Below are 22,362 nucleotides of genomic sequence, written 5' to 3'. Positions count from 1 at the left end.
GTAAGTAGGATGAAGGTTTTGTTTGACACCCGTAGGGTCCAGAAGCTAGGGCGCGTTTCGCTTAGCGAGCAATTGCTGAGGAATGCCGGCCTACACGAAGGCGACCAAGTAGATATTTACTTTGATGCCGCTACGAAACGCATCATTATCGAGCCAGCAGCTCAGAGCAACGACCAAGCTGCTTCGGAGAAATTGGCCCCAGGGAGGAAAGGTTGATGTCGAGCATTCAACGACGAGATGAGCGCTTCTCGGGACATGAGTCCTTCGTTTGCCGTTACGGATGGCTGCCAAAGCTACACCAAGCAATCATCAGCAATCCCCTTGCGCTGAAGGATGAAGCTCAGGCAACGATTACGTTGGGCATTGGCCGCAACATGGTCAAGTCGATTCAATTTTGGGGTGAGGCTTTCGGGATAGTCGATGGCCGCGATTCCTCTGGCCTGCAGTCCGGTCCGATTGGAAGCTTGCTGCTTTCGAAAGATGGTTGGGATCCTTTCCTCGAACAGCCTGAGTCGCTTTGGCTGCTTCACTGGTGGATTTCATCCCACGCGGAGATTGCAGTTTGGAATTTAGTATTCGGGAGCGCAACGTATTCCCGTTTTGATCGAAAGGCACTCATTGCGGGTCTCGAGCGTCAGGCATCAGCCAGTAACAAAAAGCTAGCGGCTTCCACCCTTGAGCAGCATTCAAGCATTTTTCTGCATTCGTACAAGCGGGAAGAGTCAGTCGGGGATGATACCTCCTGGTGCCCACTGCAAGATTTGGGACTTTTTGAAGAGGTCACTGCCGACGACGGCAAAACTGTTTACCTGGTAGGTAGAAATGCGCCTTTAGGTCTGTCTCCAAGAGTTTTCCTTTTTTCCTTGATTGATTACTTCGAACGTCAAACTACCAACTCTCTCAGTCTCACCAAGATTGTGCATGGTAAATTCAGTCCCGGTAGCGTTTTCAGGTTGGATAACTTTCAAGTGAGTAGCTTGATAGAAGGTGTAGAAAAAGAGTTTGGTGGCGTTGTGCGATTTATTGATACCGCTGATACCCAGCAAATTATTCTGGATACAACCCTAGCGCCCGCTTGGGCTGATTGCTTGCTGGGTGTGGGAGAAGAATCGAATGTCTAATCGACTGATAGATCACCTTGAGCTGGATTCCAAATTCCTGCGCTCCATTTCGCTGACTAGGGATTTGCGGTCACAAGATTCGCTCGATAGTTATCTGATCACTCCTGCTGTCTTGGCAGTGCTTCGCCAGATTGGCGGCGCGTTGAAGTCGGGTAGCGCACAACGCGCCTGGAAACTCATTGGGCCCTATGGTAGTGGTAAGTCGGCGTTAGGGTTGCTGCTCGCCCGGTTGTTAGAAGGGCAAAAAAGCTCTCATGCAATTTACAAACAGCTCATTGAGGCCTCTACAGAAGCCGTTGAGCTTTTCCCACAAGGGCAAAATCGCTTTGCACTGGCAATAAGCGGTTCGCGCGTATCGTTGGGTGACGCGTTAGCACAGTCTATTCTTGAAGCACTTGAGCACCTGCCAAAAAGCAAGCTGGCTACTGAGCTTAAGCGTCAGTTGGATACGAAAGCTCAGACCTATCGTGATGTACCCCTCAACGCAGCGACGAGTAGATTGCTGAATGACTTTGTTCTAATCACCAAAGGTGCTGGATGTTCCGGTGTCCTATTGCTAATTGACGAGCTTGGCAAATTCATCGAGTACGCAGCTCTAAATCCGGAAGCTGGTGATTTGATGTCTTTGCAGCAAATCGCGGAGGTCGCATCTCATTCTACGGAAGATGGTCTAATAGTCATATCTATGCTGCACCAGCATTTTGATGCTTATGCCAAAGGTGTAGGTCGGACGCTTTCCGATGAATGGCATAAGGTCTCAGCACGCTTCGATGAAGTGCCTTTTGATGAGCCGGTCGAGCGATATGCGCATTTCGCTCTTCATGCACTAGGCGCGGATGCAACCATTACTGAGTCGGTTGCCCTGAAAAAAGATGCCCGGAGCATCTACAAACAAGCAATTGATTTCAACTTCTTCCGCGGAACTGGTGAGAGTGAGCTGTTCTCTCAGGCAGAGCGCCTGTACCCGTTGCACCCAGCAGCGCTGGCTTGCTTAGCGGTCATATCTAAGCGATTTGGTCAGAGCGAGCGTTCATTTCACGCATTCATGCGTGGATATGAGTCCGGAGCACTGAGAGACTTCGCTGAGCACAATTTCGTCGAAAATTCTTCTTGGTATGGAATGAGCGAGCTTTTTAATTACCTCACGACAGGGGTAGGGCTTCGCTTCCGTGATCTTGAGGCTGAACGACGCTGGGACTTCGCTCGCTCTGTCGTAGAGCGTAATGACGCGAAGATGACGGAGTTACAGCTCAACTTGCTTAAGTCGATTGCCGTCATTGAACTGGTTGCTCAAGTCCTCCATGTCGTGTTGACCGTTGAACTCCTTAGCTTTGTTATGGGGGGAGACTTCAAAGCTATCTCTGAAGCTTTGAGTGAGCTAGCTGCCAAAAAAATCCTAGTACATCGTCATGCGAGTGATGATTATGGTTTTGCCGTCAGTCACGCTATCAACGTTGAGGCTTTGTACGAGGAAACGATGCAGCGCTCAGCTGATGAACTTATGTTCAATGGCGTTTCACAAGCCCTATCTGAAAGAAGCGTTATTGCCAGTCGTCACTATCAGCAGACAGGAACAATCCGCTCGGTAAGAGTGACTGCGGGCACGTCGGATAGAATTGCGCAGTCCATCGGTGCTCATGGTCGCCACGATGGCAGTGTGGGGCTGATATTTGCAGACGCCGAATCGTCTGCTTTAGTCGATGCTGCTGAAGAGGTAGCTCGCTCTACTGACGACGTTTTATCGCTCACCGTAATTGTCAAAGTCGGTCCGGATGAGCGTAATGCTCTCATTGAATACTCCCGCTGGCTGATGGTTCATGACCAGGTCAAGCTCCGTCTTTTGGATCCCTGGACCGAGCGCTATGTCGAGTTGAGGTTCAGCACGGCACGTGAGCGTGTTAGCCGACTGGTCTTGGCACTGCTGAACCGGCAAGCCAAAGGGTCGTCCGGTATGGAGTATTGGCATAGAGGAAAGGCGATTTCCGATAGTGGAGCAATGAACCTTAGCCAAGCCGCCTCTTGGCTGTTCGATAAGGTTTACGAGGCGGCTCCGGTGATCAATAACGAATTGATCAACAAAGAGAAGCCATCATCTGCAATCAATGCGGCTCGGCAGCGTCTATTCGACCTGCTGGATAAAAAGGTTGATTCAGAGCTGCTCGGTATCGTCGACTTTCCACCCGAACGATTGCTCTACAGCTCTCTGCTTCAATCCACTGGACTGCATCGTAAGGGCGCTGGCGGCCGTTGGTTGTTAAAGGCACCGGACGGTGATTCTCCTGCCGGCATACGTAAAGTTTGGGCGGAGCTTGATAAGCAACTGATGATTGATGGGCAGGTCACTTTTGCTGAGGTGATTTCCAGTCTGGCATTACCGCCGCTAGGGGTCCGAAGTGGGCCGGCCAGCGTGTGGTTCATGGTTTACCTTCTTATTAACAAGGAATCGTGCGCGATTTTCGAACGAGGAAGTCTGATCCTGGAGTTGACCTCCGATCATCAGCAACGGATGTTCAGAAGCCCTCACACCTTTAGCTTCCGCCGCTTCGACATTGCGGCAGAGCGCAAAGACCTGATCAAAGATTATGCAAAGGCATTTGGAGCGGTAGGTGTGCAGTTGGGGTTGAACGCATCTTACCTGGATGCTGCGCGGGAGCTGATCCGCTGGTACGGGCGTCTCCCGCAATATTCGCAAGAGACACTGCGACTTACAAACCAAACCAAAGCCCTTCGCGACGTAATCAAAAGAGCAACCGACCCGGTTTCGTTGCTCGCCGTTGATATGCCACGCGTGGTGATGGCTGGGCAGGGGAAGGACGCTAGTAGCTTCCCCGATCTGCTGGCTAAAAGCCTCACTGAGCTTGGTATGGCATACCGACGGTTGCAGGACGAGGTTAGCTTTTCCATGGCGCAGGCTTTTGAGATCACAGGCCCTCTGAAGGCCCTTCGATCGCAGCTCCAGGAAGAGTGCGCCGATACTGCGCAGTCTCTTGCCGAGGTAGATCTTAAAGCCTTCATCATGCGCTGTTCGGACATCACCCTGACTGACGACAAGTGGATGGATTCCATTGCGAGTGTTGTAGTTCATAGACCCTTAGATATCTGGAAAGACAGTGACGCTCCGATATTTGCGGAGTCCGTCCTTGAGCTATGCGGGCGCTACAAGCGCTGGCTTAGGGTCGCTATGCGTAAAGGCGAGTTTGAGCGTCAAGCGCAACGCTTCGTCGGGGTGACTTTGACTCTCCCCAGTGGCGAAGAAGCAGCGATGCTATTGACCTCTGATCATGAGACCAAGATCATGGCCAATAGCCTGCTAGAGACTCTCACTAAGCAAGTGGGCGGCAATTTGAATTTGGCCGCGTCAGCCCTTGCTCAAGCGTTGCTGCAATTGCAGCAGGGCTCCACTGAACACGATGAGAATGAGCTAAGCGATGAGCAACGAACCGCAGGTTAGACATATCCTGAGCCTCTCAGGGGGCAAAGACAGCGCAGCGCTAGCGATTTACATGCGAGATCGTGTACCCAAAATGGAATACATCTTCAGCGATACCGGCAAAGAGCTACCAGAGACTTATGACTATCTGCAGCGTCTGGAAAATTACCTCGGGAAGCCGTTGCATCGTTTGAATGCTGACCTAGGCTTCGACCACTGGTATGACATGTATGGAGGGATGATTCCCTCCAATCATCGTCGTTGGTGCACGAAGATGCTCAAGCTTAAGCCTTTTGAGGATTTTTGCGGTGACCAGCCGATAATCAATTATGTTGGGCTCCGTGCTGATGAAAATCGCACTGGGTACATCAGCCATAAGACAAACATCGAAGCGGTTTATCCGTTCCAGGAGGACGGATTAATCCTGCGGGATATTGAAGAGATTCTTCGGGTTTCTGGGGTTGGGATGCCCCCCTACACAAAGTGGGGAAGAACTCGATCTGGATGCTACTTTTGCTTCTATCAGCAAAAAATCGAATGGGTGAAGTTAAAAGAAACACACCCTGATTTGTACGATAAGGCTAAAGAGTATGAAGTGCCATTTGAAAAAACAGGCAACTTCTTTACTTGGAGTCAGGGGGAGAGCCTGGCGGAGCTTGAGCAGCCCGAGCGAATGGCTCAGATCAAACATGACCATGCATTAAGGGTCGAGCGTATGGCTCAACGAAAGGATAACTCCACCTTGATAGCCGTATTCTCAGAGCTTGATTCTACTGAAACTCCGGAAGATGACGATGATATGGGGTGTGCAATTTGTAGTATCTAACGAGTGAATACTACTTCAATTGTTTTCAAGGAGGATTACCCTTGGCGTTCAAAATTGCGGCTAGAACCTTGCTGGAGCTGGGGAAAGAACTCATCAGCTCTGATGAGGTGGCCATCTATGAACTGATAAAAAACTCAGTTGATGCTAAATCGGAAGTGATCTGCATTCGTGCCAGCATCGTTATTGCTTATTCAACCTATCAAAAAGCCTTAGATGACTTGGAGGATGGGCTAAAAACAGCCAAGGTACTATCCAATATAAGCGAAAAAGTTCTGCCTGACGCACCTGAAGAAGCCGCCGAAGATTTTTTGCACAAACTAAAAGAAGCGGTAGGGAACAAGTCGAGGTTCGAGCGTGCTTTAAGAGAGAGCTACACTCTTTATAACTGGATGGAGTTTGAGGATACTGGCCATGGCATGAGCTTTGAAGAGCTCGATGACGTCTATCTTACTGTTGGAACTCGCTCTAGAAGAAAGGAAAATATTAGCGGCTCGGCCTACCTAGGAGACAAGGGTGTGGGTCGACTGTCGGTTATGCGATTAGGGGAAAAGTTACATGTAAGAACGTCAACTGCCGGGGAGTCCAGATTTAACATTTTAGATATTGATTGGACTATGTTTGATCATGATTCGAATGACGAGATCAGCGCCGTTGATGTTGAGCCTGTTAGAGGTAAATTAAAGTCCAGCAAGCAAGATAAAGGAACAGTTATCAAAGTGTCTGGTCTCCTTGGGGATTGGACCTTGGCTCGATTTGAGGAGACATTGAATGGCCCTGTGGCACGCATGCTGGACCCATTTAAGGCTGGATACGCAAATAGCCTCATCCATGCTTACCATAATGATAAGAGATGTTTAATTCCTTCAATACCGACCAAACTTTTGAAAGCTGCTCATGCCTCTTGCACAGTACGCCTAAAATTCGAAAACGATTTGCCGGTACTGACTGGAGTGATGAACTATCATCTTAGGAATGCCCAGAGAAAGGTATCTCTAGCGGGTGTCGAAGTATATTCAGTTACCCAGAAAATAGTTGCAAAGCGCGGGAAAAAGGGCCATGCGGCTGTCGTTAGCACTCCCATCCGAGCTCAAGCTATTCGTGACCTAGGGCAGTTTGAAGTCGATGTGTATTGGTACAATCGATCGATTGTAGAGGCGGTCGCCGGACTCACTGAAAAAGCCATTGATACTAAAGAGCAAATTGGCAAGTGGTCAGGCGGCTTGATGTTATATAGGCATGGATTCCGAGTTTTGCCCTATGGTGCGCCTGATGATGACTGGCTGGAGCTCGATAAGCGAGCGTTTAGTGCGAGCGGTTTCAAGTTAAACCGACAGCAAATCATCGGCGCAGTAAAAGTAAGATCTACCCATATTGCACTAGGCGAGCAAACCAACCGAGAAGGTTTAATGCAAAGCCAAGCATCTGGAGCGCTGAAAGCCTTACTCATGTGGTTACTCCATGTTGAGTTTCGTGGGTTCATCAATGATATTGATGGCTACGAGTCTATAAAAAAGCGCGAAGCTATAGAGGCTACACACGAATTCAGGAAAATTGAACAAAGCATATATACGAACCTCGATTTTCTAAGAGCGGGTTCGGTGACGGCTAGCGGTTTGATTCAGCTGAAGCATTTAGAAAGCAATGTGAAAAAACTTGCTAATCAATGTTCCCAAATAGTTGGTAAAACAGAAAAAATTATTAGGGAGTCAGAGCAGGAGTATAGCAAGCTTTTACACTTGGCAGGTATAGGGCTTATTACGGAATTTATATTCCACGAGTTAGATCGGACATTAGAACAAGCTATTGGCACGCTAAAAGATACGCGCTCAGAATTTTCTGATAACGCAATGCTTATGTCTCTTGAGGAGCAATTAAAAACACTTCACAAGCGTGTGTCAGCATTCGATGAAATGACGGGCGAACGCAGGCAGATTAAATCAAGATTTGATATTGTTGAATTGATTGGATCAATATTGGAAAGCCATTCGGGTCAATTTGAACGAGAGTATGTGAGTATTGAGTTTAATGCACCATCTTATCCTATTGTTATTAATGCGGTTAAGGGGATGGTGATTCAGGTTTTAGAAAACATTATTTCTAACTCGATATACTGGTTGGCGTATCAAAAAGAATATGAACCTGGTTTCTCTCCGAAAATAATAATAGATGTTTCCAGCGCCGGAAAAGTTGTGGAATTTAGTGATAACGGTCCGGGTATAGATCCCGATAGAAAGGAAGTTATTTTCCAACCACTGATATCATCTAAGCCGGCAGGGCAAGGTAGAGGGTTAGGCCTTTACATCTCCAGAGAGATTGCTACTTACCATGGTTGGGACTTAACGATGAGTTCAGTAGTTGGGATACACCGTAAAGGCAGATTAAATACCTTCGTTTTGAACATGGATAAAGCAAAATGATAACTCAAAAAAGACTGGTAGGAGCCATCAAAAGCAGCGGTGTATCCAGGATCGCAATAATCGACGACGCGTTCGATGTACCGATGATTGCTGAAGGTGCATGGGGACAGTTTCTCGACTTCTTTACAAGCAAGTCTGGGATGGAAGCCTGCGTCGAGGCTAAAATTTCTGACGAAAGTCGGGATGAGGCGATAAAGTCCATCAATGAAACAGAATTTGATAACGATGATTTATTGGCTTGTGTAGCCCTATTATATAAAAACTACATGTTAAATCTCGCTACAGAATTTGACCCCGGCGGACTCTTTAAAACTAATAAAGGGGCGAATTTGACGAACGTTTTGCCTGTCATAAAGCTACTTAAAGCCTGCATGCCTGATTTGGAGATATTGACGGTCGGCTCGGTGGAAGACGGATCGCTTTTGGACTCTCGCGTTGACGTGGTTTTTGTAGATTTATTCTTGGATCCTACACTTACAGCAACTGACAATCCCGATAACGAAAAAGGAAATGCAGCCGTTCAAGCCTCACTGAACAGAATTGCTCCATTTCTAGCCAGCGCACCATCTGTAATTCTGATGTCCTCACACCTGCATAGCCTCAAAGCTACAGACTACCGAGCGAGTTTGAAGCAAGGCGTTTTTGCCAGTAGATTTACCTTTATTGCCAAAACAAAGGTTCAGATGGCAGACTCTGGTGACATTACTCTAGAGGAAGACGTCGCGGAGGCTCTGCTCGACATATTTCAGAGTTACAAGTTTTCGCGCGGATTGGATGCTTTTCTGGGATGCTGGACAGCAAGCGCGAAGTCGGCGGTCGAAACAATCGATGAACACATCTCGAACCTCGATTTGCGTGAAATAGCGTATTTGGTACAGTTTAGACTTGCGGGAGAAGGGCAAAACTTACCTGAGTATCTAGAATGGTTCTTGGGTGAGACGCTTTTGGATAAGCTGTGCGTACATATTGACGGTAACCCCGTATCTTCTAGTTTTAAAAACACGCTTTCACCCGAGATAGCAGGGCATGTTGAAAGTGCCTTTGACGGTCCTACTGACAATATTGCAAAAATGTACCACCGGGTTCGAGTGGATTCCAGTCGACCCGAACCAGGGCGTAATTTTCGGATGGGTGACTTATATATTGTAAAAGATAATGCCATCCCTAAGTCCGTTTTGGCTATCATGAACCCGGATTGCGATTTGATCTTGCGGCCAAACGGGAAGCGCGCTATTGATGAGGTTTTAATGGTAGTAGGCGATTTGCAGAAATTTGATGCTCCTCAAACTTCTGCGGGTGACTATCTGCTAGTCGATGATGTGCCTTTCAATATAAACTGGAGGTACAAAAAAGTTAGATCCTTCCCTTTTTCGGGATTTCTTGCTAGTCCAGGTTTGTCAATCGGAAATCACATGTATGCGGGTGCGCTTAAACCGCTTTACGCTCAGGAAATACAACGAAATCTTCTTCATACGTTAGGGCGCGTAGGCGTCTATGTTCCTCCAGCAATTGCAATAAGTGCGGCTGCCAAAGTCGAAATAAAATCCAAGTCTAATGTTAAGGTTGTCGTGCCCATTGGAGGAGCCGAAAAGACCGCTTGCTACTTTTTCCCGTCTCGTGGCGGTACCGACAAAGGCGTGGTCGTCTTTAAGAGAAGCTTCATAAGCGGCTTCATGACAGCAATTCAAGCTCTCCAATCTGAGCATGTTCATGAATCAGGAGTCGAAAAACTCAATGCCATGAAAGAAATTCCTGGTTACGAGCACATGTTGATATTTGTGAAGGGAATAAAAATTGGCGATGAGTTTAGCAGCGGAATCCTGGTTACTGATAAAAAGTCAATTAAGCTTTCCGAGGCTCCTTGGTGCTGGATTTCAATTTCTATTGAGGCTCCACAGGATTTAATCGGTGATGTCTAATCTCTGAAACAATATTTGACGTAGGTAGGCAACTCGTTTTTCCGCCCGTGCATTTAGATTACAGTGCGTTATTCATATAATTAGGGGCTGCTTTGCAGCCCTTTTTTTAAGGGCGCGATGATCCCCTATATTCGAAGCTCTGAGCTCATGTCGAATGCGTTGTCTAGCTGTGTATCATCAACAACGAATTCCAGCTAGCAGATGCGGAATCTCAGCTTTTAGTTCGGCAGAGTGCCCACTACTATCTCGTATCAGCCCAAATCAGTCAGGAACTCCACGTCATGCTGCCGACCGAACTTGCAAGCTATTTCGACACACTCCAAGAGGAGCGCCTTCAGGTCAGCCTGCGCCGGTTGGAAGGTGACTTCAGCTACACATGCGATAAATTCGGTAGCGATGGTGGTACATTTAACCTAATGACAGATTGTTTCCTAGACGACGATCCAACGCTATTCGAACGCGCATTACCCTGGTTGCTGGAAGCACTACAAGAAGTCACTTTCATGCGGAGCATCATGCGCTTTGAACGCAGCAGGCTCGAAATCGAATTGGAGCAACTATGCAGTGATCTGATTCTTGACTCCAGGGCAATCGAGAGTAAGAAGCGGGACCTGGAAGACCTGTGCGCTGAAGCACTGCACAAGCAGGCCCTGCAGATCTTCGACGATTACAGCTCCCTCTTGCCTGCCGCAAAAGACTTCAGTGCTCGTCAATGCAAGGAAAACTTTGCTCTCACCCGATTGCTACACATTGTGTATGAAATATACCGTACGGATAATAGAGAGCAACGCAGATACATGCGTGCACCGCAGAAAACTACTAGGCTTTACCAGTACTGCAAGGCCGCAGATGTAGACCTATTTGAGACCGACGCGCAATACAGCAAATACCATTTACGCTCGGTAACCGAAGATACCCAACTGCTCATAGGAATCCCCAACAGGATCCTAGACTCGCAACATCCGGTGCAGCTACTCATCGAACACACTCCTAGTTATGTGCTCACGCTGTTCGAACGCCTGCGTACTGAGAGTCTAATAACAGACCTAGCTCTACTGACCTGCGGCGACGTTTTAATTGAAACGGACAAACACATCTTCGTCGAACTAGGCTTCCAGGTCACTCCAATACCTTTGACGGTGGAAAATCTGCAACGGCAAGCTCCCGGGGAAGTGGCAAGTACATTACTCCGCACTAGAGCTCCAACAGCAGATAGCAAAGCAGTCCTTCCCTCAGTTTGGACCTTTTACAAGCATGGAAGTGATGACAAATGTTGGTGTTCTATCACTGACAGCAGCATGACCTTTGAAGAAATCGCTTACATCCCAGAATTGCTTGCGGACTGCGCAGTGACCCGAATGATCCATTTGGAATATTACGTGGAAGGCGGGCGTTATTTTGTTTCTCACATCGACCACGAATTCATTTTTTACACTTTGGAAGAGTACGATCTGCGCGCCAAGAACCCCTATCAGAAAGGTAACGCACGTAAGCGCCTGAAGACCTTCAAGATCGACCACTCCATCATTCCCTTCATGCTGGATGACGGCACACTCTTCGTCCACACGCTCATTGATGCCTGCTTCGACAAACCATACCTGCTCATGGACTTCCTGCTCGACCTCCTGCATCAGCGCGACTGATCCACGCCCAGTGCCGGCGCAAACCCTGGAGCGGCCCTCGTGAAGTTTTTTTCGGTAGCTAGCGGGTCTGCTTACGTTTGACGGCATACTCGGCATCGGCGAACAACATCCGTTTCATCGGGGCTCGACAGTTCGATTCGTGTCAGGCGAGTATTTCACCGGGGATGGAAGTCTTTTTGAGAGTTTCCTTAGAACAATTTCACAGCCTAATCGAAAGGAGCGGGGGTTTATCAACTGCAGTGCTTTCTGGGGCAAGGGTAAAGACCTTGTGACAATCTTTATTTTTTACAGCGGAGCCGTTCTTATGGAGATTTGAAGTTTTGTGACAAACTTTATTTTCAAAGAGCTAGCTTTATAGCGCTCTGTAGGCCTCTGAGTACGCGGGGCGCTTTGACAATCTTTATTGTTTCATCACAGCGCCGTCATCGTAGAAATCAGCCGATCCTACCCCCGGACGCCCAAGCGCACCTTCACACGCTGCCCTTGGGCTCCACACTCGCCAGGATCCGATCCAGCCGCTCCAGGATCTCCTTGTCGATCTTTTCATGCAGCCGCATGATTTCCAGCTCCGCACGCAGGTTCACCTCGAAGTCCAGGCTTGCGGCCAGGCGGTCTTTGGCCGACTGGCGGTTCTGACTCATCATGATCACCGGCGCCTGGATGGCCGCGACGGTAGAGAGCATCAGGTTGAGAAAGATGTACGGGTAAGGGTCGAAGGCCAGGCCGAAGTGATCGAGCACATCGGTATTGAGCAGCATCCAGCCGAACAGGATGATGGTAAAGGCGATGATGAACGCCCATGAGCCGCCGATCGCCGCAACCCGATCAGACAGTCTTTCGCCGAACGTTGCGACTTCGTCGGAGGCGTCACTGGCATCGCGGCTGACGGGCAGACGCTTTTTCATCTGCTCCAGAACATGTATTTCTTCAGGTTCGAGCTGATGGGGGTGTTTGCCAAGGAAGCGTTGAGCCAGCGGTTCAAGTGGGTGCTTGGTGGCCATGGGGCAGGGTCTTCAGATGGGGAGAAAGACGGACACTATCCCATGGAATTCGGCAGCGCTGAATGCTCGGATGTGCCTGTGGCACCGCGCGTTCGGTGAAATTTCACCAGTGGCCCATGCAGTCCCATGCCAGCGACATGGAGGTTTTTTTCCCGCCCAATGAGAATCCCCCTTCAGAATCGAGAATTTGTTCTTATAGTGCAGTCATGAACGACCCACGAACCACCAGCATTGTCGACCGTGTGCTGCAGGTGCTGACCTGCGTGGCCAAGGCTGGGCAACCGATTGCGGCCAAGCGCATTGCCGCGCAGGTGCAGATGCCGTTGAGCACGGTCTATCGGCACCTGGCGTCGTTGAAGAAGTGGGGTCTGCTGCAAGAACACATGACCACGGGGCTGTACGAGCCAGGCGCGACCGGCGTGCAGTTGGCGTGGGGTTTCGATCAGACCTCCAACCTGATCAGCCAGAGCCGCGACGAGATCAGTGCCCTGGCTGAGCGCACGGGAGAAAGCGTCGGCTTGTTGGTGTACAGCAACGGCCAGATGGTGTGCATCGCCATGGAGGAGAGCAGCAGCTCGCTGCGTTGCTCGTTCACCAAGGGCCGCGCCCACTCCATGATGCAGGGCGCCTCGGCCAAGAGCCTGTTGGCGTTTCTGCCCGAATCGGTGCAGCGCCAACTGCTGAAAACGCAATCGCAGGAGGGCGCCATGGACGTTGCGGCGCTGGAAAGGGAGATCACCAGGATCCGCAAGAATGGCTACGCCACCAGTGACAGTGAGGTCGATCTGGGTGTTTGGGGCGTGAGCGTCCCGCTGATTTCGGCGGACGGTGCCCTGGAAGGCACCATTACGTTGATGGCGCCGTCACTGCGCGTTGGCCCACGGGAGGCTGAATTGATCAGCCTCACCAGAAAAGCAGCCAGCCGCATCTGCAATCGCTTCTAACTGCCGCCCAATCCATGTTTCAGGTCCTGACCGGACCTACCCTTGCCGAAGGAATTCGTGATGAAAGCGTTGAAGTTATTCACCCCCCTGGCTGCCGCGCTGACGCTGATGGCTTCGCTGTGCACCTCGGCCCAGGCAGCCGATGAAGTGATGCGTGTCGGCACCGATGCGACCTTTCCACCCATGGAGTTCGTGCAGGATGGCAAGCGCACCGGCTTCGATATCGAATTGATCGAAGCCATCGGCAAGCAACTGAACAAGAAGGTCGAGTGGATCGACATCGGCTTCAAGGGGCTGATCCCCGGCTTGATTTCCAACCGCTTCGACGTGGCGGCGTCGGCCATCTACATGACCGAAGAACGGCAGAAGGTGGTCAACTTCACTGATTCCTACTATCGCGGCGGCCTCGCTGTGCTGGTCCTGAAGGATGACACCAGCATCGATAAACCCGGCGATCTGGTCGCGGGCAAGAAGGTTTCAGCCCAGGTAGGTACCAAGTCCATCGACTTTCTGAAAACCAACTACCCCGCAGTGAGCGTGGTGGAAGTGGAAAAGAACCAGGCCATGTTCGACCTGTTGGCCATTGGCCGGGTGAACGCTGCAGTGACCGGGCGCCCGGCGGCGGTGGAATATGCCAAGCGTCAGCCCAAGGTCCGCGTGCTGGACGAAGGCTTGACCACCGAACTGTACGGTTTTGCCGTTCGCAAGAATGACACCGCGCTGCAACAGCAGATGAACCAGGCGCTGAAAACCCTGCGCAGCAATGGCGAATACGCCGCACTGACCCAGAAGTGGTTCGGCACCACCAAAGAATAAACCGCCGCTGCAGGTTCGGCCGATGCTGCGACGAGCCTGCACACTTTACGCCTTCAACCGTAAGCCTCTGCGGAGTACCTCATGGATCTCGACTTTTCCCCGGTCTGGGACGGCTGGCGCGCGCTCGCCTCCGGCACCCTGACCACCATCGAAATCACCGCTGCCGCGTTGGTGCTGGGCTGTGTCCTGGGCCTGTTGATCGGGTTGGGGCGGCTGAATCCCAAGCGCACGCTGATCTACGGGCTGTGTACCACCTACCTGACGCTGGTCCGCGGCACGCCGCTGCTGGTGCAGCTGTTCATTCTGTTCTTTGGCCTGCCGCACTTCGGCATTCAGTTACCCGCTTATGTGTGCGGAATTTTCGGCCTGGGCATCTACAGTGCGGCCTATGTCTCGGAGATTGTCAGGGGTTCGATCCAGTCGGTGGAAAAGGGCCAGATGGAAGCCGCCCGCTCGCTGGGCCTGCCGCACAAACTGGCGATGCGCAAGGTGATCCTGCCCCAAGCCTTCGTGCGCATGATCCCCGCCCTGGGCAACGAATTCATCGCCTTGATCAAGAACTCGGCGCTGGTGTCACTGCTCACCATCGCCGACGTGATGCACGAAGGCGAGAAGATCATCAGCGTGTCCTACCGTTCGCTCGAAGTGTACCTGGCCATTGCCGTCATCTACCTGATGCTGACCAGCATCACCACCTTGATCCTGCGCCGCACCGAGAAAGTGCTGCGCGCCGACGGGAGAGTGTGATGAGCACCGCCATTATCGATATTCAAAACCTGAGCAAATCGTTTGGCACGCATCAGGTGCTGCACAACATCGACTTCAGCGTACAGGCCAGCCAGGTCGTGGTGGTGATCGGTCCCAGCGGGTCGGGCAAGAGCACCTTCCTGCGTTGCATGAACGGCCTGGAAACCGCCGAAGGCGGAACGCTGCGCGCGTGTGGCCATACCGTGGTGGAGCAGGGCAGGATGATGTCGGAGAGCAAACTGGACGCCCTGCGCAGCGAAGTCGGCATGGTGTTCCAGTCGTTCAACCTGTTCCCGCACCTCAGCGTGCTGGACAACATCATCCTGGCGCCCATGGCCCTGCGCGGCAGATCGCGCCAAGCGGCCGAAGAGCAGGGGCTGCGCCTGTTGAACAAGGTCGGCCTGGAGCACAAGGCGCAGGTTTACCCCGGCACTTTGTCCGGTGGGCAGAAGCAGCGCGTTGCGATTGCCCGCGCGTTGGCCATGGAGCCCAAGGTCATGCTGTTCGACGAGCCTACCTCGGCGCTGGATCCGGAGCTGGTGGGCGAGGTATTGCAGGTCATGAAAACCCTGGCGAGCGAAGGCATGACCATGATCATCGTTACCCACGAAATGGGATTTGCCCGGGAAGTGGCCGACGTGGTGGTGGTCATGGATCAAGGCGCGATTGTCGAGGCCGCGCCACCGGCGCAGCTGTTCACCGCACCGCGTGAAGCGCGGACCCGCAGTTTCCTGCACAGCGTGCTGTCGCGAGACGCAGCGCCTGTTCTCTGATTGCCTGCGCCTGACTCATTGCCCAGAGGTTCATGTGGATACACCCTTGGATTCACCCGCGCGCCAAGCCCAGAGCAGCCTGTTTGCCCACAGCGCTTTACTGCCCGATGGCTGGCAGAGCAATGTGCTGCTGAGCTGGAACGCGCTCGGCGATCTGACCAACGTGAGCATCGATGCCGTGCCCACAGACGGCACGCCGGTGGCGCGTGGCCCGGTGATCAGTGGCATGCCCAACCTGCACTCCCACACGTTCCAGCGCGCCATGGCCGGCTTGACCGAAACCCTGGGCGACCCCGCCGATTCCTTCTGGAGCTGGCGTACCCTGATGTATCGATTTGCCCAGCGCCTGCAGCCTCGGCACTTGCAGGCCATCGGTCGGCACCTGTACATCGAAATGCTCAAGGCCGGGTACACCTCGGTGTGCGAGTTTCATTACGTGCACCACGACGCTGACGGCCAGCGCTACGCGAACCCCGCCGAATTGTCCCTGCGCGTGGTGCGGGCGGCCGAAGAAGTAGGCATCGGCATGACCCTGCTTCCGGTGCTTTACCAATACGGTGGGCTAGGCCAGGCAGCACCCTTGCCGCACCAACGTCGTTTCATCAATTCACCGGAGTGGATTCTGGAGCTGCGTCAGCACCTGCAAAAAGCCATGCCGCAGAACGGCAATCGGCGTTATGGCGTCGCGCCGCATTCGTTACGTGCCGTGAGCGAAGCCTCTTTGTCGAGACTGATGGATGGCCTGGATGCCGAGGATCCGCGCGCGCCCGTGCATATCCATATTGCCGAGCAGACCCGCGAGGTCGAGGAATGCGTGGCAATCCTCGGCCAGCGACCGGTGCAGTGGTTGTTGGACCGCCAACCTTTGGACCCGCGTTGGTGCCTGGTGCACGCCACCCACATGGACGACGCTGAATACGCAGCGTTGGCGCGCAGTGGTGCCACCGTAGGGCTATGCCCAAGCACCGAAGCCAATCTTGGCGATGGTTTGTTCGACGCTCAGCGGTTTCTGACAGACAAGGGCCGTTGGGGTATCGGTTCGGACAGCAACGTAGCCGTCAACCCTTGGGCGGAGCTCCGTCTGCTGGAATACGGCCAGCGCCTGTTGCACCGTCGGCGCAATGTGCTGGCCAGCCCCGACGCGCCGGTGGTAGCGGATCGCCTGTTCGATCAATCGGTCAAGGGCGGGGCCCAGGCGACCGGCCGCTCGGTAGCCGGGCTGATGGTGGGGCAGCGTGCCGACATGGTCGTCATCGATTCAGACGCCGTGAATATCGCCCCCGGCCATCCAGCCCAGCTGTTGTCCTCGCTGGTGTTCTGCGAGCACGGCAACAATCTGGTACGTGACGTCTTCGTCGGCGGCAGGCAGGTCATCGATGACGGCCAGCACGCCCTGCAAGTGCAGGCTCTGCAAGGCTACCGCGCCACCCTGGCCGATTTACTGGAGCATACGCTATGAATCGGGAACCTACCTTCGAGCTGCATCAGGGCGTCGGCCCTCTGCTGATATCGATGCCTCACGTCGGCACCTTGCTGCCGGACGAGCTGAAAGCGCATTACAGCCTGGTCGGCCAGGCGGTGGATGACACCGATTGGCATATTCATGAGTTGTACGACTTCGCTGTCGCTCTGGGCGCGTCGACGTTGCGTCCACGTTTTTCGCGTTACGTGATCGACCTGAACCGGCCTGCCGATGGCGCCAGCCTGTATCCAGGTCAGAACACCACCGGGCTATGCCCGCTGACGACATTCGACGACGTGCCGCTGTACCAGCCGGGGCACGAACCAGACGATGCGCAAATCGCACAGCGTTTGGAGCATTACTGGCAGCCGTACCATCGAGCGTTGCAGCAGCAATTGGAACGAATCAAGGCGATCCATGGCTACGCCCTGCTGTGGGACGCGCACTCGATCCGTTCGGTCATCCCGCACCTGTTCGAGGGCCAGTTACCGGTGTTCAACTTCGGCACCGCCAACGGCAGCGCCTGCGCACCCGGCATCGGGGAGCAGCTGCTCGCCGTGGCCGAGCGGTTGGCTCCGCAGTTGCCGGCGGTACTCAATGGCCGCTTCAAAGGCGGCTACATCACTCGCCAGTACGGCCACCCGGCCCAAGGGGTTCACGCCGTACAGCTGGAGCTGGCACAGCGAGCCTACATGCAGGAAACCGCCCCCTACGGGTTGCAAGCAGACAAGGTCGAGACTCTCCAGCCGGTACTGCGTGCACTGATCGAGCGATTCATGGCGTTCAAGCCTGCCTGACATTCCTTTGGTAGCCAGATTCCGATGACCGATGCGCACGTATACCGCCCCGAAGATTACGCGTCCATGCCGTGGAAGAACGGCGGCGGCAGTACCCTGGAAATTGTCCGGCAGCGCTCCGTCGATGACAGCGGGTATGACTGGCGCCTGTCGATTGCCCAGATCAGCGCCGACGGACCCTTCTCCGTGTTCGCCGGTTATAGCCGGATCATCACCGTGCTGCACGGCGATGGCATGGTGTTGGAAGTGAACGGGGTGGAGAGCAGGGCGCTGGGTCCCATCCAGCCTATGAGTTTCGACGGTGGGGCGAAGGTACGGTGTCGGTTGCTGGGTTCACCCATTGAGGACTTCAACCTGATCTACCGCCACGATCGGATCCAGGCATCGTTGCGCTGGGTGGATTGCCATCCGGTGGTGGTGTTGAGCTCGGTGGCGGCCGAGGTGATTTTCTTCAACGCCTCTTCAGATGCTGTCCAGGTGACCGACGCGAGTGATGGACGCAGACACGAGTTAATCTCGCGGGCAACGTTGCGCTGCACCAACGCAAGCGGCCGGCGCCAGCGTTACAGCCTGGAGGGTACGGCCGCGCAGGTGTGCGTGGTTGAGCTGGACAGGGTGGGCTGAACCGCAGCGGCTGAATGTCCACCTTGTCGGGCGAACCGTCCCGCGCCTGCAACATCAGCCTTTGCAGCTTGCCCTCTGGAGGTCTGTACAGGGCTAGGAACGGCGCCTGGGTCCCTTGCAGGTCAAGCCAGCGCCTGAACTGCAAGGACAGTCACCCGATGTTCAGGCTGCGCGCAGGGCGTTGGTGTTGCCCGACGTCTCACGTTTGCTCTTCACCACCCAGCGACTCAACGGACCCTGCAACAGCCACTGCCGCGTGCGGTTGCCAATCTGCTCCTGAAAGATCACGCACAGAATGATGCACGCCAGCAGCAGCAGCGGGTAGTAAGTCAGCGACAATGGATGCCCCTTGGCCTCTGCCACGCACGCCGCCGCATTGGTGAAGCACAGGTTCACGTCGATGTTCGCCAGCATTTCCAAGCGACGGAAGACGATGAAGATCGGCGTGTGCAGGGCGAACATCGGCAGTGACGCGGCGCCCAGACGGCGGGCCCATTTGATATGCCGCTCGCTTTGCGCACTCGAGGCCATGGCGCACAGGATGATGACGCTGAGCACCATCGGCAGCAGCAAGCCATTGTGCAGCAGCACATACCAATGGCTCTCGCCTCGCCAGTTGACCTCGGCGGCGATCGCCACACCGAACCCCAGGGCAATCACCGCCATCAATTTGCGAGGCCCGCGCAGGCCGGTACCCATCAGCCGATAATCGCGAAACAGCAGGTAGGCGACGATGCCTGCTAAAAAGACCGGCAGCCGCAGCAACGGGAAGTGGTGCAGGAAGCCAATCCAGATCGAGCTGTAGTCTTCATTGAGGACCACCAGCAATGGAGGGATCAGGCAGGCGGCCCAGATGATCAGCAGCAACCCTACCTTATGTTTGGCGGCTGCCAGGCGTGGCGCAAACCAGGGGAATGTCAGGTAGAAGAAGAACAGCGCCGAGATCGACCACAGCGGGCCGTTGTAGGCCAGGTAAACCGGGTTCCAGGCCTGCAGCAGGGTAACCTGCAGCACAGCATTCACGGCTATCTGGAAATCGCTGAGTTTGTATTTGAGCAGCTCGGGCGCGGTACGCTTGAGCAGGTCATCGGAACGATACGCCACACTCAGGTCAGTGTTGCTGTCGAACAGGCCTGTCAGCGATATCAGAACCACGCAGCTGGCGAGGCCGAATATGTGGATCGGATAGAGGTTGGCAAATCGTTTGGTCATGAAGGAGACCGGCGGCTCCCGCAGTTTGTTACCGTCGAGGTAGACGTGCGCGAGGAGAAAACCGGACAACGCAAAAAAGCTGCTTGTGGCAAAGAAACCCAATTCGGTGAATTCCACCAACCCACTCAGCTGTGTGTATTCCTCGTAGAACGGCAGCGTGTGGAACATCACCAGATACACGCCCAGGAAAAACCGCAGCCATTCCAAACCGATGAATCTCTCTTTCTCTGCGTTCATGCAGGTCCACTTCCCTTTAGTAATATCGAAGCCCGCTCATGGTACACGAAGCGTTTCCAATGTTTCCTTATATGTCTAAAGGCAGGCTTCGTTGCCGATCAGCTGACAAATTCGCCTACTGCGCGCTACAGGATAGGCGAAATCAAGCGCGCCACTCGCATACCGAGCTTTTCCAAACGATGTGTCTCTTTGCTATCACGGACATCTATTTCTCGTGACTGGGCGAAATCGTCGAGCAACATCTGTTCCACTTCGCTGGTGAATGCCTTATCGACGGTCAGCAGCATGATTTCAAAATTCAAACGGAACGAGCGGTTGTCCATATTGGCACTGCCGATTGCCGTGATTTCATCGTCGACCAGCACCACTTTCTGATGCAGAAAGCCTGGGCCGTAGCGATACATTTTCACCCCGGCGCGCACTGCTTCGAACGCGAACAGGCTGGACGCGGCATAGACCACTTTGTGATCCGGGCGAGACGGCAGCAGGATACGGACATCGACACCGCGCAGTACCGCCAAGCGCAGTGCGGCAAAGACGGCCTCATCCGGTATGAAATAGGGGGTGGTGATCCAGACCCTGTCATTGGCGGCGTGGATCGACTCGACGAAAAACAACGAGCAGGTTTCATAGGGGTCGGCCGGGCCACTGGCCAGCACTTGGCACAACACGCCGTCTTCTTCGTACGCTTCGGGGAGGATCAAAGGCGGCAATTCCCGTGCTGCCCAGAACCAGTCTTCAGCAAACGACTCTTGCAGGCAGGCGATCACCGGCCCGCTGATGCTCACATGGGTATCGCGCCAGGGCGAGAGCTTGGGGTTGCCGCCCAGGTATTCGTCGCCGACGTTATGGCCACCGATGAAGCCTTTTACTCCGTCCACCACGACGATCTTGCGGTGGTTGCGGAAATTGACCTGGAACCTGTTCAACCAGCCGCTCTGGGTCGCGAATGCTTTCACATTGACGCCACCCTCGCGCAGCCGCTCGACGTATTCGCGGGGCAGGGCGTGGCTGCCCACTCGGTCGTAGAGAACGTAGACCTCGACACCCTCGGAGGCTTTTTGCAGCAGCAAGCCTTGCAGCTGCCGGCCGATATGATCGTCGTGGATGATGAAGAACTGCACCAACACCGCTCGCCGGGCCTCGCGGATGGCTGCAAAGATGGCATCGAACGTGGCGTGTCCATTGATCAGCAGGCCGACCCGGTTATTGGCCAGGCATGGCATCCGGCCAAGTTTGGGCATGGCCCTGAGTGAGGCGTATGACGTGGATTTGCGTGCGGCAAGCGCTTCCTCTATCCAGGGGCGCCAATCCATGTCGGCGATGGCGGTGTGCATCTCCTTGTTGGCATGTCGACGGGCCTTGATGTATGCGTCGAACGTGCTGCGGCCAAACACCAGATAGGGGATCAACGTGAGGTAGGGAATGAACAACAGCGATAAGGCCCAAGCAATCGAACCCTGCGCGGTGCGTACGGTAAGAACTGCATGAACGGCGGCAGCGATGCCCAACACGTGCAGCAGGCCAAATAGATACCCAAAAAAAATCGGACTGTGATAATCCATTGCACGGCGGCTCCTTGATGCGCTGTGCTAAACAGACCACGTTCAGTGGCGGTTGTCGCGTTTTTATTACCGCGCAACTCGGCACCCGTTTCGACGTCAAAGACCCATGCCCGCACTTTTCCCAACGTTCTTGAGGAGTGGAATCAGATGAGATTTAAATGGCCGATGGCTGCATTGGTAGTGGGCCTTTCGGCAACCGGGGCACAGGCGCAGATGCTCCAGCCGGGCCTATGGGAAATGACCACCAGTAACATGCAAGTCGATGGCAAGCCGCTGCCTGACATGCAGGTGATGCTGGGTCAGTTGAAGATGCTTCCACCCGAGCAAAGGGCAATGATGGAAGGCGTGCTTGCCAACCAAGGCATCACGGTGGGCGGCAATGGCATTCGCTCGTGCCTGACGCCTGAACAGGTGAAGACCAACGACATTCCGTTACAAGATGCGAAGTCCGGCTGCACGCAGAAGATCACCGAGCGCAATGGCAATGTCTGGAAATTTCAGTTCAGTTGCCCCAAGGCCCAGGGGACCGGACAAGCCCAGTTTCTCAGCGATAGAGAGTTTCTTACCACGGTCAACGGCACGTTCAATGCCTCCGGCGTCGCGCAGAAGGGCAGCATGAACACTCGCGCCGTTTGGTTGGGAAACAACTGTGGGTCAGTGAAGCCTCGCACCTGATAGCTGCAATGCGTGTTCCACGTGGAACACGCGTTTCTCGGCCATGCAATTGTTGCCTAAAGCACAATGTAATCAAGTTAGTGACGACTTATATGTTATGTTATAACAATATAAGCGATGCAGCGTTCGTTGCACCTGTCACCGATGAGGTCC

The 22,362-nt window shown here is 53.6% G+C and carries 17 protein-coding genes; 14 read left to right on the top strand and 3 right to left on the bottom strand.

Translation table 11 applies throughout. From position 1 onward, the window contains the following. Window positions 1–215: 215 nt before the first annotated feature. The 6 genes from IFT44_RS16505 (at window position 216) to IFT44_RS16480 (ending at window position 11,356) form a co-directional block, all read left to right on the top strand. Window positions 216–1,121: a DUF4007 family protein gene (locus tag IFT44_RS16505; RefSeq protein ID WP_192176247.1), complete on the top strand. Its 906-nt coding sequence runs from the start codon at window positions 216–218 to the stop codon at window positions 1,119–1,121. After that, window positions 1,114–4,572 carry a hypothetical protein gene (locus tag IFT44_RS16500; protein WP_192176246.1) on the top strand — a complete coding sequence of 1,153 codons (3,459 nt, stop codon included), beginning with the start codon at window positions 1,114–1,116 and terminating at the stop codon, window positions 4,570–4,572. The genes IFT44_RS16505 and IFT44_RS16500 overlap by 8 nt, the downstream gene beginning before the upstream one ends. Beyond that, on the top strand, window positions 4,550–5,377 hold the full coding sequence (locus IFT44_RS16495) for a phosphoadenosine phosphosulfate reductase family protein (RefSeq protein WP_192176245.1): 828 nt from the start codon (window positions 4,550–4,552) through the stop codon (window positions 5,375–5,377). Before IFT44_RS16500 ends, IFT44_RS16495 begins: the two co-directional genes overlap by 23 nt. A 41-nt stretch (window positions 5,378–5,418) precedes the next feature. Next, window positions 5,419–7,794 (top strand): sensor histidine kinase, encoded by a 2,376-nt coding sequence (locus tag IFT44_RS16490; protein ID WP_192176244.1) that lies wholly within the window; start codon window positions 5,419–5,421, stop codon window positions 7,792–7,794. Next, window positions 7,791–9,713: a hypothetical protein gene (locus IFT44_RS16485; protein ID WP_192176243.1), complete on the top strand. Its 1,923-nt coding sequence runs from the start codon at window positions 7,791–7,793 to the stop codon at window positions 9,711–9,713. The genes IFT44_RS16490 and IFT44_RS16485 overlap by 4 nt, the downstream gene beginning before the upstream one ends. A gap of 281 nt (window positions 9,714–9,994) precedes the next feature. Then, window positions 9,995–11,356 carry a hypothetical protein gene (locus IFT44_RS16480; protein ID WP_192176242.1) on the top strand — a complete coding sequence of 454 codons (1,362 nt, stop codon included), beginning with the start codon at window positions 9,995–9,997 and terminating at the stop codon, window positions 11,354–11,356. Between the two features lie 470 nt (window positions 11,357–11,826). Here IFT44_RS16480 and IFT44_RS16475 read toward each other — a convergent pair whose 3' ends face one another. Continuing rightward, window positions 11,827–12,357 (bottom strand): DUF1003 domain-containing protein, encoded by a 531-nt coding sequence (locus tag IFT44_RS16475; RefSeq protein WP_122480027.1) that lies wholly within the window; start codon window positions 12,355–12,357, stop codon window positions 11,827–11,829. A 206-nt stretch (window positions 12,358–12,563) separates the two neighbouring features. Between IFT44_RS16475 and IFT44_RS16470 the strand changes: the two genes are divergently transcribed. From IFT44_RS16470 to IFT44_RS16440, 7 genes are all read left to right on the top strand, one after another. Next, entirely contained in the window at window positions 12,564–13,301 is a 738-nt protein-coding gene (locus IFT44_RS16470; RefSeq protein ID WP_122480026.1) for an IclR family transcriptional regulator, read from the top strand. Window positions 13,302–13,361: 60 nt separating this feature from the next. Continuing rightward, window positions 13,362–14,117: a transporter substrate-binding domain-containing protein gene (locus tag IFT44_RS16465; protein ID WP_185794634.1), complete on the top strand. Its 756-nt coding sequence runs from the start codon at window positions 13,362–13,364 to the stop codon at window positions 14,115–14,117. A gap of 81 nt (window positions 14,118–14,198) precedes the next feature. Beyond that, window positions 14,199–14,864, top strand: a complete 666-nt coding sequence (locus IFT44_RS16460; RefSeq protein ID WP_122796681.1) for an amino acid ABC transporter permease — start codon at window positions 14,199–14,201, stop codon at window positions 14,862–14,864. A gap of 11 nt (window positions 14,865–14,875) precedes the next feature. Then, entirely contained in the window at window positions 14,876–15,637 is a 762-nt protein-coding gene (locus IFT44_RS16455) for an amino acid ABC transporter ATP-binding protein (RefSeq protein WP_264382888.1), read from the top strand. A gap of 46 nt (window positions 15,638–15,683) precedes the next feature. Further along, window positions 15,684–17,096, top strand: coding sequence for a formimidoylglutamate deiminase (locus IFT44_RS16450; protein ID WP_192176241.1), 1,413 nt, complete (start codon window positions 15,684–15,686; stop codon window positions 17,094–17,096). After that, on the top strand, window positions 17,093–17,896 hold the full coding sequence (gene hutG / locus IFT44_RS16445) for an N-formylglutamate deformylase (protein ID WP_192059293.1): 804 nt from the start codon (window positions 17,093–17,095) through the stop codon (window positions 17,894–17,896). The genes IFT44_RS16450 and hutG overlap by 4 nt, the downstream gene beginning before the upstream one ends. 24 nt (window positions 17,897–17,920) lie before the next feature. Beyond that, window positions 17,921–18,520: a HutD/Ves family protein gene (locus IFT44_RS16440; protein WP_274603821.1), complete on the top strand. Its 600-nt coding sequence runs from the start codon at window positions 17,921–17,923 to the stop codon at window positions 18,518–18,520. Between the two features lie 162 nt (window positions 18,521–18,682). Here the strand turns inward: IFT44_RS16440 and IFT44_RS16435 are convergent, their stop codons facing one another. Next, window positions 18,683–19,969, bottom strand: a complete 1,287-nt coding sequence (locus IFT44_RS16435) for an acyltransferase family protein (protein WP_192059296.1) — start codon at window positions 19,967–19,969, stop codon at window positions 18,683–18,685. A 125-nt stretch (window positions 19,970–20,094) separates the two neighbouring features. Then, the gene (cls, locus tag IFT44_RS16430) at window positions 20,095–21,534 is read right to left on the bottom strand and encodes a cardiolipin synthase (RefSeq protein WP_122480019.1); all 1,440 of its coding nucleotides are present in this window, start codon (window positions 21,532–21,534) and stop codon (window positions 20,095–20,097) included. 147 nt (window positions 21,535–21,681) lie between these two features. Between cls and IFT44_RS16425 the strand changes: the two genes are divergently transcribed. Beyond that, window positions 21,682–22,209 carry a DUF3617 domain-containing protein gene (locus IFT44_RS16425; protein WP_122480018.1) on the top strand — a complete coding sequence of 176 codons (528 nt, stop codon included), beginning with the start codon at window positions 21,682–21,684 and terminating at the stop codon, window positions 22,207–22,209. The last annotated feature ends 153 nt before the right edge of the window (window positions 22,210–22,362 follow it).

Origin of the sequence: Pseudomonas sp. CFBP 13710, assembly GCF_014842235.1 — a bacterium.
Classification (GTDB): Bacteria; Pseudomonadota; Gammaproteobacteria; order Pseudomonadales; family Pseudomonadaceae; genus Aquipseudomonas; species Aquipseudomonas baltica.
Note: the sequence above shows the minus strand (reverse complement) of the source record. Positions and strands in the feature narration are given on the sequence as shown.

Excerpts from the sequence above, each read along its gene's own strand:
- IFT44_RS16505 (WP_192176247.1), top strand. The coding sequence starts at position 216 with ATGTCGAGCATTCAACGACGAGATGAGCGCTTCTCGGGACATGAGTCC.
- IFT44_RS16500 (WP_192176246.1), top strand. The coding sequence starts at position 1,114 with ATGTCTAATCGACTGATAGATCACCTTGAGCTGGATTCCAAATTCCTG.
- IFT44_RS16495 (WP_192176245.1), top strand. The coding sequence starts at position 4,550 with ATGAGCAACGAACCGCAGGTTAGACATATCCTGAGCCTCTCAGGGGGC.
- IFT44_RS16485 (WP_192176243.1), top strand. The coding sequence starts at position 7,791 with ATGATAACTCAAAAAAGACTGGTAGGAGCCATCAAAAGCAGCGGTGTA.
- IFT44_RS16480 (WP_192176242.1), top strand. The coding sequence starts at position 9,995 with ATGCTGCCGACCGAACTTGCAAGCTATTTCGACACACTCCAAGAGGAG.
- IFT44_RS16475 (WP_122480027.1), bottom strand. The coding sequence starts at position 12,357 with ATGGCCACCAAGCACCCACTTGAACCGCTGGCTCAACGCTTCCTTGGC.
- IFT44_RS16470 (WP_122480026.1), top strand. The coding sequence starts at position 12,564 with ATGAACGACCCACGAACCACCAGCATTGTCGACCGTGTGCTGCAGGTG.
- IFT44_RS16465 (WP_185794634.1), top strand. The coding sequence starts at position 13,362 with ATGAAAGCGTTGAAGTTATTCACCCCCCTGGCTGCCGCGCTGACGCTG.
- IFT44_RS16460 (WP_122796681.1), top strand. The coding sequence starts at position 14,199 with ATGGATCTCGACTTTTCCCCGGTCTGGGACGGCTGGCGCGCGCTCGCC.
- hutG (WP_192059293.1), top strand. The coding sequence starts at position 17,093 with ATGAATCGGGAACCTACCTTCGAGCTGCATCAGGGCGTCGGCCCTCTG.
- IFT44_RS16440 (WP_274603821.1), top strand. The coding sequence starts at position 17,921 with ATGACCGATGCGCACGTATACCGCCCCGAAGATTACGCGTCCATGCCG.
- IFT44_RS16435 (WP_192059296.1), bottom strand. The coding sequence starts at position 19,969 with ATGAACGCAGAGAAAGAGAGATTCATCGGTTTGGAATGGCTGCGGTTT.
- cls (WP_122480019.1), bottom strand. The coding sequence starts at position 21,534 with ATGGATTATCACAGTCCGATTTTTTTTGGGTATCTATTTGGCCTGCTG.
- IFT44_RS16425 (WP_122480018.1), top strand. The coding sequence starts at position 21,682 with ATGAGATTTAAATGGCCGATGGCTGCATTGGTAGTGGGCCTTTCGGCA.